Origin of the sequence: Streptococcus ovis DSM 16829, from assembly GCF_000380125.1 — a bacterium.
Taxonomy (GTDB): Bacteria; Bacillota; Bacilli; order Lactobacillales; family Streptococcaceae; genus Streptococcus; species Streptococcus ovis.
In genome coordinates this window covers 65,862-80,148 of record NZ_KB904579.1, presented here as the reverse complement: position 1 = coordinate 80,148, position 14,287 = coordinate 65,862, and the positions used below count along the sequence as shown (strand labels likewise).

The window sequence follows — 14,287 nt, the reverse complement described above, 5'->3', positions numbered from 1 at the left end:
GCAGTCTCTGCATGATAAAAGCTAGGACCTTGTCCTAGCTTTTTGAGGTATAAGATGAAACAATGGATATTTTTTGACTTAGGTTCGACCCTAATAGATGAGAGAGAAACGTATCGGTTTTTCCAAGAGCGTTGCGTAAGGGAGTTACATGTTGCTGGTTGTTGTGTCACAGCCAAAGATTTTGAAGAGCAGATGCTTCGTTTTGCCAAAGAAAATAAGGATCCTGTAAAGGAAACATGGGCCTTTTTTGCAACTGGTGACCTGGTGCGTCCCAAGTGGGATCACAGTACCGAATGTCCTCTTTCCAGAAGTAGCAACTGTGTTAGAAAAATTGGCTCAGTCTTACCATCTCGGTATTATTGCTAATCAAGGTGAACAGTTGAAGGAGCGTTTAGAAAATTTTGGAGTGCTACCTTATTTTGAAGTCATCGTGGGTTCGGCAGATGTTGGATTGCGTAAACCTGATGTAGCCATTTTTGACTATGCCTTGACACAGGCAGGAGTTTTGCCAGAAGAGGCCATTTATGTTGGTGATCGGATAGATAACGATATGGTTCCTGCCAAAAAGTTAGGAATGACAACCATTTGGATACAACAGGGGTTGGGAAAATATAATCAGGAAAGTCTAGAATTTCCCTGTGATGATAGGATTGAAAAAGTGAGCGATTTACTCAAAATCCTGTAATTTTATCCTAACAAAAGGAACAGTTTGTGATATACTAGCAAGGTGGAAGGAGAGATAGCATGGAAGAATTATTAAATCAGGTCTTGTTATCGCAGGATAGAGAAGTTTTCAACCAGCTGTTTGATGTCTATTACGCCATTGATATTGCTCTTTCTTTGGAAGCCTTGGAAGACGAAGAGGGGGAATTGCTTAAAACATTTACCGAAATGGCGAAAGAAGCTGGTTACACTGCTGTTGTATCACACCGTTCTGGTGAAACTGAAGATTCAACAATCGCTGATATCGCAGTTGCAACGAACGCTGGTCAAATCAAGACAGGTTCATTGTCTCGTACAGACCGTATTGCGAAATACAACCAATTGCTTCGTATCGAAGACCAACTTGGTGAAGTTGCAGAATACAAAGGTTTGAAATCATTCTACAACTTGAAAAAATAATAGATTCTAACCTAGTTCGTTTTGAATCAGGATGAAACACTCTCTTCAGGAATTTCTGAAGAGAGTTTTTTGTCTGTATGACAATATAGAATGATAAATAAAAAACCACCATTTGGTGGTTTTGGGGGGTGGAAATACAGGAGAAGCAGGAGTTATTGCTTCACGTCATCAGTTGCAACGTCTTCTCCGAACCATTTGTCAGAGATTTTTTGGAATTCGCCACTTTGGTAAAGTTCTTTAAAGGCTTTGTTGATGTTTTCAATTAGTTGTTTATCTGTTTTACGAGCTCCGACTGCGAAATCTTCCCCATCAAACTCGCTCGCAATGATGTTGTAATTGTCCAATTCTCTTTCTTGTTGGAGATAGTAATTAGCGTAGACACGGTCAATTAACAATCCATCAATTCGATCATTTTTTAAATCAATCAATGCTTGTGTAAAAGTTTCGTACTGAGTAGCGTCGTTATCTTTGACAAGATCTTTTAAGACCTCTGGTTTAGAAGTGAAAGCATCATAGCCAGATGAACCAGACTGTGCACCGAGTACTTTGTCTTTCATGTTAGCAAAACTCTCGATGTTTGAAGACTTTTTCGTCACAAGGACTTGTTCGTTGTTCATATAAGGAACTGAAAATCCGACTTTTTCTTGACGTTCGTCTGTAATGGAGTAACCATTCCAAATCAAGTCGATTTTTCCATTTTTTAATTCAGTTTCTTTCAAATCCCAGTTAATCGGTTGCCATTTGACCTCAATATCATATTGTTGAAAGACAGCTGTCGCTAAGTCAATGTCAAATCCGACATATTCACCTTTTTCATCTTCATAACCCATAGGAACAAAGGTATTATCGAAACCAATGGTAATAGATTTTTCTTCTTGGTATGTTTTCCACTTGTCGGCAGACGAAGTGGATTCTTTTGTTCCACCACAAGCTGCGAGTGCAAGCGTCGCTAGCACCGCTGTCATTGATAAGAGTGTTTTTTTTTATCGTCATCATCATTTCCTGCTTTCGTTATTTTGGATTGATTTTTAAAATAGTATCTGAGATAGCTTCTGCAAATTGCAGATCATGAGTGACCACAATTTGCGTAATTCCCATTTGGCGATTTTGCAAAATTAATTTTTCGACTTCTTGACGTAGCTCAGGATCAAGGGCACTTGTTGGTTCATCGTAACCAATAATTTGAGGGTTAATCATCATGGCACGTGCCAATGCGACCCGTTGTTTTTGTCCTCCTGATAATGAAAAGGGGTAAGCTTTGGCATGCTCTGATAAGCCTAGGCGATTTAGCAAATCTTTAGCTCTTTGAGTTGCCTCGTCTTTTGTTTCCTTCATCGTTTTCATTGGAGATAGAATAAGATTTTCCAAGACAGTCAAATGTGGAAATAACTGAAAATCTTGGAAGACAAATCCCAATAAATTGAGATTCTCTAAATGGTCAATTGGAACAGATTCACCATTATAGATGATGTCACCAGCATCGATTTTTTCTAGACCAGCTAGCATGCGAAGAAGAGTTGTTTTTCCTCCTCCTGAAGGCCCTACAAGTGATAAAACCTTTCCGTCTTCAATGGTTAAATCAAATTGTTCGAATATTTTTTTCTGGCCAAATTGTTTAGAGATATTTCGTAATTCTAACATATGACCTCCTCTTATTTGTAGTAATTAAAACGTTTTTCAATCTGTTTGGAGAGAATGGTTACCCCGCCTATCAAGACAAGATAAATAGCTCCAGCAATAAACATAGGTACTAGCGTAGCATCGCGATTTGCGGCAGTTTTACTTGCAAGTAGGAGATCACCAACGCCTAAGACGTAAACTAGTGAGGAATCTTTCACTAAGTTAATGATTTCATTAAACACACTTGGTAATACAATTTTCACTACTTGAGGTAGAATAATGTAGTAAATAGTTTGTGTTTGATTGAACTTCAGAACTTTTGCTGCTTCATATTGTCCTTTTGGAATGGATTCAATGCCACCTCTGAATATTTCTGCGAAATAGGCTGCATAGTTTAGGACAAATGCAAGAATGGCAGCAGGCATACGGTCAATGACAATTCCAATATTTGGTAGAACATAGTAAAAGAAAATCAATTGCAATAGCAAAGGTGTTCCACGCATTACCCAAATATAGACATTTAATAGCCAATGGAGTGGTTTAAAGTGAATCTGCATTAAAAATGCGAGCAAAATTCCTAGAGGAATAGAAAGTACTAATACGATACAAAAAACTTGCAGTGTGACGAGGCTACCATTTAATAGACTGGGCAAAATTTCAAGGATATACTGCAAAAGAGACTGCCTCCTTTTAAATAAGATAAGTCATTATACCAAAAAAAGAGAAGAATGTCGTCCATTTTTACCCAAAAATACGCTTAAATGAATTTTTATGAATGTAAAGTGTTCGATAGTAGATATGGTATACTAGTAGTGGGTGGAACGGATGATTTTATGGAGAAGAAATTAAAGCAAATTATTCAGAATTCTGACAATGGTCTGCTGAAACAATTCTTAGAAGAACAATATCCAGTTGATGTAGCATTGATATTGGAGGAGTTAGATGATGAAGAAGTATTAAAAGACTTTATTGCATTGGCCAATAATCAACAACTCAGTGAAATTTTACGCGAAGCTGGACCAAAATTACAACGAAAAATGATGCAAATCATCACTTTTCACAGAGCTATTGATTTGTTTTATTTCATGCCAAATGATGATGTTGTGGATATTTTGGAGACGCTGCATGTCGATGTACGCAAGCAGTACTTGAATCTAATGCGTAACAGTGAGCGTGAAGAGGTGCAAAAAATTCTTGCCTATGATGCTCATACAGCTGGTGGTCTTATGACGACTGAGTTTATCACCTTTAAAGCGCAATTAACTGTTGGCCAAACTCTGGAAGAACTGCGAAAAATTTCTCCAAATACTGAGGTGATTGATATATTATTTATCACTAATCAAGAAAATACAGTCATTGGATGGATTAATATACGTGATTTATTTATTCATGAGGCTGAGATGGAGCTCAATGAATTGATGAATTCTCACTTAATAACGGTGACGACAGAAGTCGATCAAGAAGAAGTTGCAAGACTCACGGCTAAATATGATTTATCAGTGGTCCCAGTAGTCAATCATCGCAAGGTGATTTTAGGGATTATTACGATTGATGATATTATTGACGTACTGCAAGAAGAGTATCAAGAGGATATGTTAAGAATGGGTGGGGTACAGGAATCAGAAGAAATCGGCGATCCTTTTCTTGATTCTTTGAAAAAACGTCTTCCTTGGCTTCTCATTAATTAGCTGACGGTCTTCTTGGCTTCAGCTACGGTAGCTTTCTTTGATGATGTGATTGCACAGGTGGTTGCCTTGGCAGCCATTAGTCCGATTATAACCGGTATGGGAGGGAATTCTGCTTCACAGACCTTAGCATTAGTTATACAAGGGATAACGCTTGGGAAGCTAGATTTAAAAGAGGATAAGAGTCTGGTCATGAATGAGATCTGTCTGGCTTTAGTAAATGGTTTTTTCACAGGTCTGGTAGCAGCCTTGGTGATGTTTTTCTTCTATCAAAAAAATCTATTTGTCCTTGATTGTCGTGTTAGCGATGATGGTCAATCTAGTTTTCGGAGCTATATTTGGGTATTTTGTTCCCCTAATACTCAAGGCTTTGAAACAGGACCCAGCTTTGGCTTCAACCATTTTTATTACAACGGCCACAGATGTCTTGGGTTATTTGGCATTTTTGGGATTGGCTCGGATCTTTTTACCCTTATTGTTATGAAACATTAGTAGCTTTAAAAAAGCGATTGTCGGAATATAAAAAAAGCTGGAATCTTCCAGCTTTTTGAAATCAAATATTCGATTATTTGCCACCAAATAATCCTTTTACTTTATCTAGTACACCATCTAGACCATTTGCACCTTCAAGCAAGGTTTTAGCTTGTTCAAAATATTCGCCAAGTTGGTCTTTGTTTTCATTTAGAAAATCCTGTGCTGCTGAGAAATCTTTTTTCTCAATTAATTCTTGAATTTTGTTTAATAATTCTGTTGGGTTCATGTTAGATTACCTCTTTTTTCTTTTCTATCTTTATTAAACCATAAAATGGTATTTTTAGAAAGAGATTGGCTTGAAGCTTGTGCAAACAGCCTCTGGAACTTGGAAATCATGGCTGATTTCTGTTAATTTTCCTGTTTCGGCATTCCGTGCGAAGACTGTAACACCGTCGGAATCTTGATGGGCAACAATCAAGTGACTGTTACTTGGTGAAAGGGTGAAATCACGCGGTGTTTTTCCATTCGTTGGGACGATTTCAACTAGTTCCAAACTAGCGTCTGCGAGAGTTTTATATACAGCAATTGAATCATGGCCGCGATTGGAAGCATAGACGAATTTTCCGTCTGCGGAAATACGGATAGCAGCAGTAGCATTAAAATCAGTATAATCAGAAGGTAGAGTTGCAATCGTCTGCATCCGCTCAAACTGGCCTAAGCCATCATAAATGAGGACTTCAATCGTTGCATTTAACTCGCAAATCAAATAAGCGATTTTAGCACTGGGGTGAAATACAAGATGACGAGGACCTGCACCAGCTGCACTTTGGTACGAGTCCAGTAAGGATAATTTTCCGTCATCGGAAACTCTATAGGTGAGAACCTGATCACAACCTAAATCACATGTTACAAGGTATTTATCTGGAGTCAAGTCAGAGAAATGAGCGTGTGGGCCTTGTTGGTTCGGGTGTGGTCCAGAGCCATGATGTTGAATGACATCAGCCAATTCGAGACCACCATCTGGCTGACGTTTGTAGGATAAAATTTGTCCTTTATGATAATTTGCTCCATAGACGAGTTGGCGTTCGTTGTCTACTGATACATAGCACAGTGGTGCACCTTCTTCAAGGACATGATTTATCAGGTGATAATCTGGGGAAAACGAAGCAATTCCACCTTCATCTCCCACAGCACCGACTGTATACAAGTTGCCATCTCCCGCAAAGGCTAGATAAGTTGGATTCGCTTCTTCTGCTACCAACTTCAAATTGCTGAGTTTTCCAGTAGTTTCATCAAACGATGCCTTGTAAATTCCCTTGGATGTACGCCGGGTATAGGTTCCAAAATAGATCTCCATCTTCAACTTCCTCATTTGTATTTATTTTATTCATTATACCATAAATTAGTGCAGGTCTATCTTGTAAAATTTGCATCATTCCTGAGAGAAAATGGTACAATAATATAAGAAAACATTGAAAGAGGTTTCCTATGAGGGAGAAGAAGCAGAAATTTTTTACTTCTTGGTTTTATAAGTGGTTTATGAACAACCAAGGGGTAACTTTTTTATTGGTAAGCCTGTTGGTGCTGATTAATCTTTTCTTGTTTACCAAGGTTAGTTTTTTACTCAAGCCTATCGGTAGTTTTATTGATATTTTGCTATTACCAATGATTTTGACAGGATTGCTTTACTATCTATTGAATCCTGTTGTGGATTGGTTAGAAAAATTGAAGATGTCTCGGACCGTGGCTATTTCGATTGTTTTTGTATTTATTGTGATTCTGTTAGTATGGGGACTTGGTGTAGCAATCCCAAATATTCAGGAACAGATTGTAGCGTTTGCCAAAAATGTCCCCAATTATATTCAAGAAATTGAGGAGAGGGTGACCGATTTATTGCAAGATGATCGCTTTGCTCAATTTCGACCAACTGTAATTGACGTTATGGATCAGCTGAATGATCAAGTAATTGGCTATGCACAAAAAGTTTCTTCAAGTGCAGTTGATTGGGCTGGGAATTTGATTTCTACGGCATCACAAATTATCGTAGCAATTTTGATTATGCCCTTTATTCTCTTTTATCTGTTACGAGATGGTCACGCCCTAAAAGGTCACATTACCAAGTATCTGCCAACATCGTGGCGGAGTCCAATCGGCACCGTCTTAACAAATGTGAATAGTCAGCTCTCCAATTATGTGAGGGGGCAGGTAACAGTTGCCATGATTGTGGCTGCCATGTTTTCAATTTTGTTTTCGATTATTGGATTAAGTTACCCAATTACTCTGGGGGTATTAGCAGGTTTCTTGAATTTGATTCCTTACCTAGGTTCCTTTCTTGCGATGATTCCGGCTGTGTTGCTGGGATTGGTAGCTGGACCATTCATGCTGGTAAAAGTCTTAATTGCCTTTATGGTAGAGCAAACCATTGAGGGACGTTTTGTGACGCCACTCATCATTGGTAGTTCGTTAAGTATCCATCCAATCACGATTTTAGTAGTGTTGTTGACTTCTGGTCAGATGTATGGTGTACTTGGTGTCTTGCTTGGCATTCCAATCTATGCCTCTATCAAAGTCGTTTTTAAAGCTGTTTTTGATTGGTACAAAGAGTACAGTGGGTTATACGAAGATGTATTGCCTAAAGAAAAGAAAGAAGTTGAGGTTGTCAGTGAATAATAGTGAAAAAATGTTGGTTTCTTTGGATCAACAAGATTTAATACGTGCTAATAAATATTTTAAAAAAGCCTTGTTGCAAGATGATGCAGCAACCTTGTTAGATTTAGCAACCTATCTGGAATCGATTGGGTTTTACCCTCAAGCCAAGGAAGCCTATGAACAATTGGTCAGTGAATTTCCAGAAGTATCCTTGAATCTGGCAAATATTGCCAACGAAGATGGAAATATCGAGGAGGCTTTTGCTTACCTTGATCAGATTGATGAAGAAAGTCCCTATTATTTAGAAGCATTGGTGGTGAAAGCAGACCTTTATCAATCTGAAGGGTTAGCAGATGTTGCGCGTGAAAAATTACTCGAAGCAACAAATTTGTCAGATGAACCGATTTTAACGTTTGGTCTTGCAGAGTTAGATATGGAATTGGGAAATTTCCAAGAAGCCGTTCAAGAATATGCGCAGTTAGATAATCGGGTAATCTATGATATGACGGGGGTGTCTACCTACCAACGTATTGGTATTGCCTATGCTAGTCTTGGGAAGTTTGAAGCAGCCATCGAATTCCTTGAAAAAGCAGTCGAATTGGAATATGAGGATCAGACGGTTTACGAATTAGCAACCCTTTTATATGATCAAGAAGAATATCAACGGGCTAATCTTTATTACAAACAATTGGACACTATCAATCCTGATTTTGAAGGCTATGAATTTGCTTATGCTCAGTCTTTGCATGCGGAGCACAAAGTGGCAGAAGCACTGGCGATGGTTCAAAAAGGATTATCAAAAAATGAATTTGACCAAGCTCTTCTACTCTTGGCTTCTCAGTATGCCTATGAGGAGCATAATGCTACATTATCGGAAGAATATTTGTTGAAGGCCAAAGAAAGCGCAGAAGACACCAATGAGGTCATTTTACGGCTGACAACTCTCTATCTTGAACAAGAACGTTTTGAGGATGTAGTAGACTTAGAAAACGAAGATTTGGACAACGTATTGGCTCGCTGGAATATTGCAAAAGCTTATCAGGCATTAGAAAATGATGAAAAAGCGCTGGAATATTTTGATAGCTTGATGGCTGATTTGTCTGAAAATCCAGAGTTTTTAGCTGATTATGTCCAGATTCTGAGACAAGATGGTGCTTTTCATGAAGCTCGTCATGTGGCAGCGCGTTATTTAAAACTCGTACCAGATGATGTGGCGATGCAAGATTTTTACAATCAAGAAGACTAGGGCGTACGCATCTTTGAGCAAATGGATGATGTTTATTGATTAAAAGAGTTTGCGAGAACAAGCTTTCAATTTTTGACATACTCTATTCGTTCAAATGGATAAAACCAATAAAAAACGAACAAGACTGTATTCTGAATATCAGAGAACAATCTTTGTTCGTTTTTTTTATTTTAGTCTAGACCTTATCCAAGTTTCATTTTATTAGAGTTTCATAGAGGCTATTTTTTCTTCAGTTGGGGTGACGCGGAGCGTTTTCTGGCCACGGTAGGTTACAAATCCAGGTTTACCACCTGTTGGTTTATGGAGTTTTTTGGCTTCAATCATATCCACTTGCACTAAATTAGAATGACGAGCTTTGGAAAAATAGGCAGCGAGTTCAGCCGCATCCGTTTTGACTTCATCAGTTGGATCTAGATTGTCAGTGATAATGACATGGCTTCCAGGAATGTCTTTAGCGTGGAACCAGAGTTCCCTTTTTTTTGCCATCTTGAAAGTTAATTCATCGTTTTGAAGGTTATTTTTCCCGACCAGAATAATGGTCTTTCCATCACTAGCCAAGTAACGCTCAGGTTTTTGCCGTTTTGCAATTTTTTCACGATGTCGACGTTTAAGATAACCTGTCTCAATAAGCTCTTCACGAATCTCATCAATTTCTGATAGGCTAGCCTGATTGAGCAAGGTTTCTACACTTTCGAGATAGAGAATGGTCGCTTTTGTTTCTTCTATGAGATTTGTCAGGTGTTTGACAGCCTCTTTTAATTTCTGGTATTTCTTGAAATACCGTTGGGCATTTTGACTAGGTGTGAGAGCGACGTTGAGAGCAATCTTTATCGGCTGATTTGTATAGTAGTTGTCTAAGGTCACACTGGATTGGTCATTTGGAACCTGATGGAGATAGGTAGTCAGTAACTCCCCTTTTTGGCGAAATTCCTCTGCATTTTCAGTGGCGCGTAATTCTTCCTCTTGCTTGATGAGTTTCTTACGATTTTTTTCCAACTCGCTAGCGACCCGTTTGATGAGTTCGTTTGCTTGTTGAGCAACACGATCTCGTTCTGCTTTATTTTGATAATAGGCGTCTAGTAACGCGGAAAGAGAGGGAAATTCCTGCTGACTATCCTTGAAGGGAACAGCACTGTAAGATTTTTCTGTCAAACAGGGCTGCATTTTTTGTTGGAAGAAGGAACGGAAGTTTTTTAACTTGTCGTTTGTCAGTCGCTGGCTCAATTCTGTTGCAGTATCTCGACCTATCCCCTGAAATAAATGTTGGAGATGTTTGGGGCTTAACTCCTGCGTACTCAAAATTTCAAATAATTTTTCATCACTAATGGCAAAAGGATTTTTCCCTTCAGAAGCTGGAGGAGCAATGTAAGCTGAGCCAGGGAGAATGGTCCGATAGGAGTTTTGTGAAAATCCAACGTGCTTGATAGCTTCAATGATTTTATTCTCTCTCTTATCAACCAGAATGATATTACTGTGTTTACCCATGATTTCAACGATAAGAGTTGCCTGAATAGCGTCTCCAATTTCATCTTTATTGGACACAGAAATTTCTAAAATTCTGTCGTTCTCCATTTGTTCAATTCGTTCAATCACAGCCCCTTGGAGATATTTCCGAAGGATCATGGTAAAGGTATTCGGAGTTTTGGGATTGGCAAATTCGGTCTCTGTCAGTTGCACACGCCCAAAAACGGAATGGGCAGATAGGAGTAGCTTGTGATTCTTTCGGTTGCTACGGATTGCGAGCACTAATTCTTGTTCAAAAGGTTGGTTAATTTTTTGGATGCGGCCTCCTTCTAATTCTTGCTGGAGTTCGGCCGTCATATGGTGTAAAAAAAAGCCATCAAAAGACATGGGACACCTCGTTTCTATTCTGAATGATATTATATCATAACTTTTTCAGATAAAAAAATTTTAGAAAATTTCAAAAATTACTTGCATTTTTTTGAATATAAGGTATAATGATAAAAAACACAGGAGGAAATGATGATGCATACACAATTCATTACAACATGGCAAAGCTGGCGTAGATAAGTTGTATTTATGTGTGTGCATAGATACAACTTTTTAGAGCACTTCTAAAAAAGTATCTATGCGCTAGGTATCATCTATCAAATAGGGCGCATGGTAAGTTTTTCTTACTAGGCGCTTTTTCTTTTTTAGTTGGCTCGTTGGAATTTGGAAATAGAACATCGGAACAAGAACAAGGAGCAGAAATATGAAAAACAAATCGTTAATTGGAACATTGATAGTTTTAGCTGTTTTAGTAGTGGGAGCATTGGCTATTGACTATATTCCAGCCAAAAAAACATCAAACGAAGATAAGGACGTAAAAATCGGTATATTACAATTCGTAACCCATGACGCCCTTGACCAGATTGAAAAGGGCATTGAGGATGGTCTGGCAGAAGCTGGATATGATGGAGAAACAGTTGAATTGACAGTCCTCAATGCGGAAGGAGACCAAAGTAAAATTCAAACCATGAGTAAAAAATTGGTCAATGATGGAAATGACATCGTGATTGGTATTGCGACGCCAGCGGCTCAAGGATTGGCATCCGCTACAACTGACATTCCAGTTGTCATGGGGGCAATCTCAGATCCAATCGGGGCCAAATTGGTAAAGGACATGGACCATCCTGAAGGGAACGTGACTGGATTGTCTAATAAAGTTCCTTTGAAGCAAACGGTAGACCTTATCACAGAAATCACACCGAATGCCAAAACAATTGGTGTACTTTATGCAAGTAATGAGGACAATTCCGTTTCACAGGTCAAAGAATTTACAGAGTATGCTGAGGAGTCAGGATTAACGGTTGTTGAATATGCCGTTCCATCCACTAACGAAATTAAAACTACCATGAATGTGATGGCTGGCAAAGTAGATGCCATTTTTGTACCACAAGATAATACCATTGCCAGTGCCTTTACGACGGTTATAAATGAGGCTAGTGCTGCAAAAATTCCAGTATATTCTAGTGTGGACACCATGGTCAAAGAAGGAAGTATCGCATCAGTGGCACAGAGTCAGTATGGTTTAGGAACAGAGACGGCCAAGGTAGCAGTGAAACTCCTTGCAGGTAAGAAGGTAGCAGATGTGCCTGTTACGGTTGTAGATACAGGTGTTCCAACAGTAAACTTGAAGGTGGCAAAAGAATTGGGGATTACGATTCCCACCAGTGTTTTGGAAGAAGCGGATATCGCTGTTGAAGCAGACTAAGGCTGGGGTTAGGAGAGATAGGAGAAATATATGATTATTTCATCGGTATCACAGGGACTTTTATGGGGGATATTAGGCTTGGGGATTTACCTGACCTTCCGCATCCTGAATTTTCCTGATATGACAACAGAAGGTTCCTTTCCATTAGGAGGAGCGGTGGCAGTTACTTTGATGAACAGTGGCCTTCATCCACTAGTGGCAACCTTATTGGGAGCTCTGGCAGGCTGTGTAGCAGGGCTATTGACTGGTTTGCTGTATACGAAAGGGAGGATTCCAACCATTCTAGCAGGAATTTTAGTCATGACTTCTTGTAATTCCATCATGTTGATGATTATGGGGCGGGCCAATCTTGGTTTGCTAGACAGTCAGACTTTGCCAGACTTGCTACCTTTTAGGGCAGATGTGAATTTGCTTTTATTGGGCTTGATGGCAGTCGTGATAGTGATTGGAGGAGTAATTTATTTCCTTTACACACGTTTGGGACAAGCCTATATTGCAACAGGGGATAACCGGGAGATGGCCAAGAGTTTTGGGATTCATACCGACCGTATGGAGGTCATGGGCTTGGTTGTTTCAAATGGTTTGATTGCCCTCGCAGGCGCTCTGGTTAGCCAACAAGATGGTTATGCGGACGTGTCCAAAGGGATTGGTGTCATCGTTATCGGACTTGCCAGTATTATCATCGGGGAAGTTCTATATTCAACAGGATTGACCTTGCTCGAGCGAATGATTGCCATTGTCGTGGGCTCTATCTTCTATCAATTCCTGATTACAGCGGTCATTGCTCTTGGTTTTAATACGAATTATTTGAAACTCTTTAGTGCCGTAGTCTTGGCTATTTGCTTGATGGTGCCTGTTTTGAGACAGAAATTCTTCAAGGGAGTGAATTTGTCACGATGAAAAAAATTGTAGAATTAACCCATGCGACGGTGCAGGTCAATAATGGTTTTGACGAGGTGAAGACCATTTTAGACGATGTGAATTTGACTATTTACGAACATGATTTTCTGACGATTCTCGGAGGAAATGGTGCTGGTAAATCAACCCTCTTTAATATCATTGCAGGGACCTTGATGTTAACCAGCGGCAGCATTTCTATCCTTGGAGAAGATGTGACCAACTTGCCTGCTGAAAAGAGAGCCAATTATCTTGCTCGTGTCTTTCAAGATCCGAAAATGGGGACAGCTCCTCGGATGACGGTGGCAGAAAACCTCTTGATTGCTAAGTATCGCGGGGAAAAGAGAGGCTTTGTTCCTCGTAATATCCAGGCTTTTGAGGAGGAATTTTCCCATCTTATCACTAAGACAGGAAATGGACTAGAAAAACATTTGGACACGCCAACGGGTCTCTTATCGGGTGGGCAAAGACAGGCTTTGAGTTTGTTGATGGCGACGTTGAAGCGACCAGAATTGCTCTTGTTGGATGAGCATACCGCTGCACTGGATCCGAAGACCAGTGTTGCCCTGATGGAATTGACTGATGGTTTTATCCGAGAAGATAAATTGACCGCTCTCATGATTACGCATCACATGGAGGATGCTCTCAAATATGGAAATCGTCTCATTGTTATGAAGGACGGCAAAGTTGTCCGTGACTTGAATAGAGCCGAAAAAGCCAATATGCAATTAGCGGATTATTATCAGTTTTTTGATTGAAGAAAAAATTGGTCCACTGGACCATTTTTTTATAAATGTATAAAAATCTACTTTCCTTTTACAAAAGTGTTATACTTAGGCTAGAACTATCGAAAGGAGACACAATATGTCAAAATTAGAATTGTTGATGGATACTTTGGAGCGAGGCCAGGAGCGTTTTTTGGAAACCTTGGAGCAGATGACGGTGGCAGAAGCCAACACGATGCCAAATCCGTTGATAAAGTCGGTGACTTGGTTGATTTGGCATAGTAGCCGTGTCTTGGATTATCAGATTTCTCCTCTTGCTGGTCTGCCTCAGCTGTATGAAACAGCAGGTTTTAAGGAGCGGTTCAATCTGGACTTGCCAGATGATACGGAGGATTGGCGCCATACCCCTGAAGAAGCTGCCAAAGTGGTGGTAGAAGACAAGCAAGTGTTGATTGATTACTTGCAGACCAGCATGGACAGAACGAAGGAATATTTTGCAAATTTAGACGAAGAACGTTTAACAGATATTGTTGATCGGAGCTGGACACCGGCTGTTACAAGAGCAGTTCGCCTGGTTTCAACTGTTGATGATGTTGTCATGCATTCAGGACAGGCTGTCTATACACGGCGCTTGGTGATCGGGAAGTAAGGG

The 14,287-nt window shown here is 39.6% G+C and carries 14 protein-coding genes and 2 pseudogenes; 10 read left to right on the top strand and 6 right to left on the bottom strand.

Going from position 1 to position 14,287, the window contains the following annotated elements:
- Positions 1 to 54 precede the first annotated feature (54 nt).
- The 3 genes and pseudogenes from A3I9_RS13570 to eno form a co-directional block, all read left to right on the top strand.
- Positions 55 to 366 carry a hypothetical protein gene (locus tag A3I9_RS13570; RefSeq protein WP_169333654.1) on the top strand — a complete coding sequence of 104 codons (312 nt, stop codon included), beginning with the start codon at positions 55 to 57 and terminating at the stop codon, positions 364 to 366.
- Complete coding sequence (locus A3I9_RS12580; protein WP_169333653.1) at positions 320 to 685, top strand: HAD family hydrolase; 366 nt, start codon at positions 320 to 322, stop codon at positions 683 to 685. Before A3I9_RS13570 ends, A3I9_RS12580 begins: the two co-directional genes overlap by 47 nt.
- Before the next feature lie 194 nt (positions 686 to 879).
- A pseudogene (eno, locus tag A3I9_RS0106830) lies at positions 880 to 1,122 on the top strand (phosphopyruvate hydratase); the annotation flags it as partial.
- A gap of 152 nt (positions 1,123 to 1,274) precedes the next feature.
- Here eno and A3I9_RS0106825 read toward each other — a convergent pair.
- The 3 genes from A3I9_RS0106825 to A3I9_RS0106815 are packed head-to-tail and all read right to left on the bottom strand — an operon-like array spanning position 1,275 to position 3,416.
- Positions 1,275 to 2,087 (bottom strand): amino acid ABC transporter substrate-binding protein, encoded by an 813-nt coding sequence (locus tag A3I9_RS0106825; RefSeq protein ID WP_018378288.1) that lies wholly within the window; start codon positions 2,085 to 2,087, stop codon positions 1,275 to 1,277.
- Positions 2,088 to 2,133: 46 nt separating this feature from the next.
- Positions 2,134 to 2,763: an amino acid ABC transporter ATP-binding protein gene (locus A3I9_RS0106820; RefSeq protein WP_018378287.1), complete on the bottom strand. Its 630-nt coding sequence runs from the start codon at positions 2,761 to 2,763 to the stop codon at positions 2,134 to 2,136.
- 11 nt (positions 2,764 to 2,774) lie between these two features.
- A complete protein-coding gene (locus tag A3I9_RS0106815) occupies positions 2,775 to 3,416 on the bottom strand; it encodes an amino acid ABC transporter permease (protein ID WP_018378286.1) in 642 nt (213 codons plus the stop codon).
- A gap of 159 nt (positions 3,417 to 3,575) precedes the next feature.
- Here A3I9_RS0106815 and mgtE point away from each other — a divergent pair.
- Positions 3,576 to 4,911, top strand: a pseudogene (gene mgtE, locus A3I9_RS13835) (magnesium transporter).
- 81 nt (positions 4,912 to 4,992) lie between these two features.
- On the opposite strand, the gene A3I9_RS0106805 reads toward mgtE, so the two are convergent.
- The gene (locus A3I9_RS0106805; protein ID WP_018378285.1) at positions 4,993 to 5,187 is read right to left on the bottom strand and encodes a hypothetical protein; all 195 of its coding nucleotides are present in this window, start codon (positions 5,185 to 5,187) and stop codon (positions 4,993 to 4,995) included.
- Between the two features lie 54 nt (positions 5,188 to 5,241).
- Complete coding sequence (locus A3I9_RS0106800) at positions 5,242 to 6,258, bottom strand: lactonase family protein (RefSeq protein WP_018378284.1); 1,017 nt, start codon at positions 6,256 to 6,258, stop codon at positions 5,242 to 5,244.
- 131 nt (positions 6,259 to 6,389) lie between these two features.
- Between A3I9_RS0106800 and A3I9_RS0106795 the strand changes: the two genes are divergently transcribed.
- Both A3I9_RS0106795 and A3I9_RS0106790 read left to right on the top strand, forming a co-directional pair.
- Entirely contained in the window at positions 6,390 to 7,571 is a 1,182-nt protein-coding gene (locus A3I9_RS0106795) for an AI-2E family transporter (protein WP_018378283.1), read from the top strand.
- Positions 7,564 to 8,796: a tetratricopeptide repeat protein gene (locus A3I9_RS0106790; protein ID WP_026217373.1), complete on the top strand. Its 1,233-nt coding sequence runs from the start codon at positions 7,564 to 7,566 to the stop codon at positions 8,794 to 8,796. The genes A3I9_RS0106795 and A3I9_RS0106790 overlap by 8 nt, the downstream gene beginning before the upstream one ends.
- 201 nt (positions 8,797 to 8,997) lie before the next feature.
- Here the strand turns inward: A3I9_RS0106790 and A3I9_RS0106785 are convergent, their stop codons facing one another.
- Entirely contained in the window at positions 8,998 to 10,647 is a 1,650-nt protein-coding gene (locus A3I9_RS0106785) for an Rqc2 family fibronectin-binding protein (RefSeq protein ID WP_018378281.1), read from the bottom strand.
- Between the two features lie 364 nt (positions 10,648 to 11,011).
- Between A3I9_RS0106785 and trpX the strand changes: the two genes are divergently transcribed.
- From trpX to A3I9_RS0106765, 4 genes are all read left to right on the top strand, one after another.
- Positions 11,012 to 12,013 (top strand): tryptophan ABC transporter substrate-binding protein, encoded by a 1,002-nt coding sequence (gene trpX, locus A3I9_RS0106780; RefSeq protein ID WP_018378280.1) that lies wholly within the window; start codon positions 11,012 to 11,014, stop codon positions 12,011 to 12,013.
- Between the two features lie 30 nt (positions 12,014 to 12,043).
- Positions 12,044 to 12,913, top strand: a complete 870-nt coding sequence (locus A3I9_RS0106775; RefSeq protein WP_018378279.1) for an ABC transporter permease — start codon at positions 12,044 to 12,046, stop codon at positions 12,911 to 12,913.
- Complete coding sequence (locus tag A3I9_RS0106770; RefSeq protein WP_018378278.1) at positions 12,910 to 13,668, top strand: ABC transporter ATP-binding protein; 759 nt, start codon at positions 12,910 to 12,912, stop codon at positions 13,666 to 13,668. The genes A3I9_RS0106775 and A3I9_RS0106770 overlap by 4 nt, the downstream gene beginning before the upstream one ends.
- A 106-nt stretch (positions 13,669 to 13,774) precedes the next feature.
- Positions 13,775 to 14,284 carry a DinB family protein gene (locus tag A3I9_RS0106765; protein ID WP_018378277.1) on the top strand — a complete coding sequence of 170 codons (510 nt, stop codon included), beginning with the start codon at positions 13,775 to 13,777 and terminating at the stop codon, positions 14,282 to 14,284.
- The last annotated feature ends 3 nt before the right edge of the window (positions 14,285 to 14,287 follow it).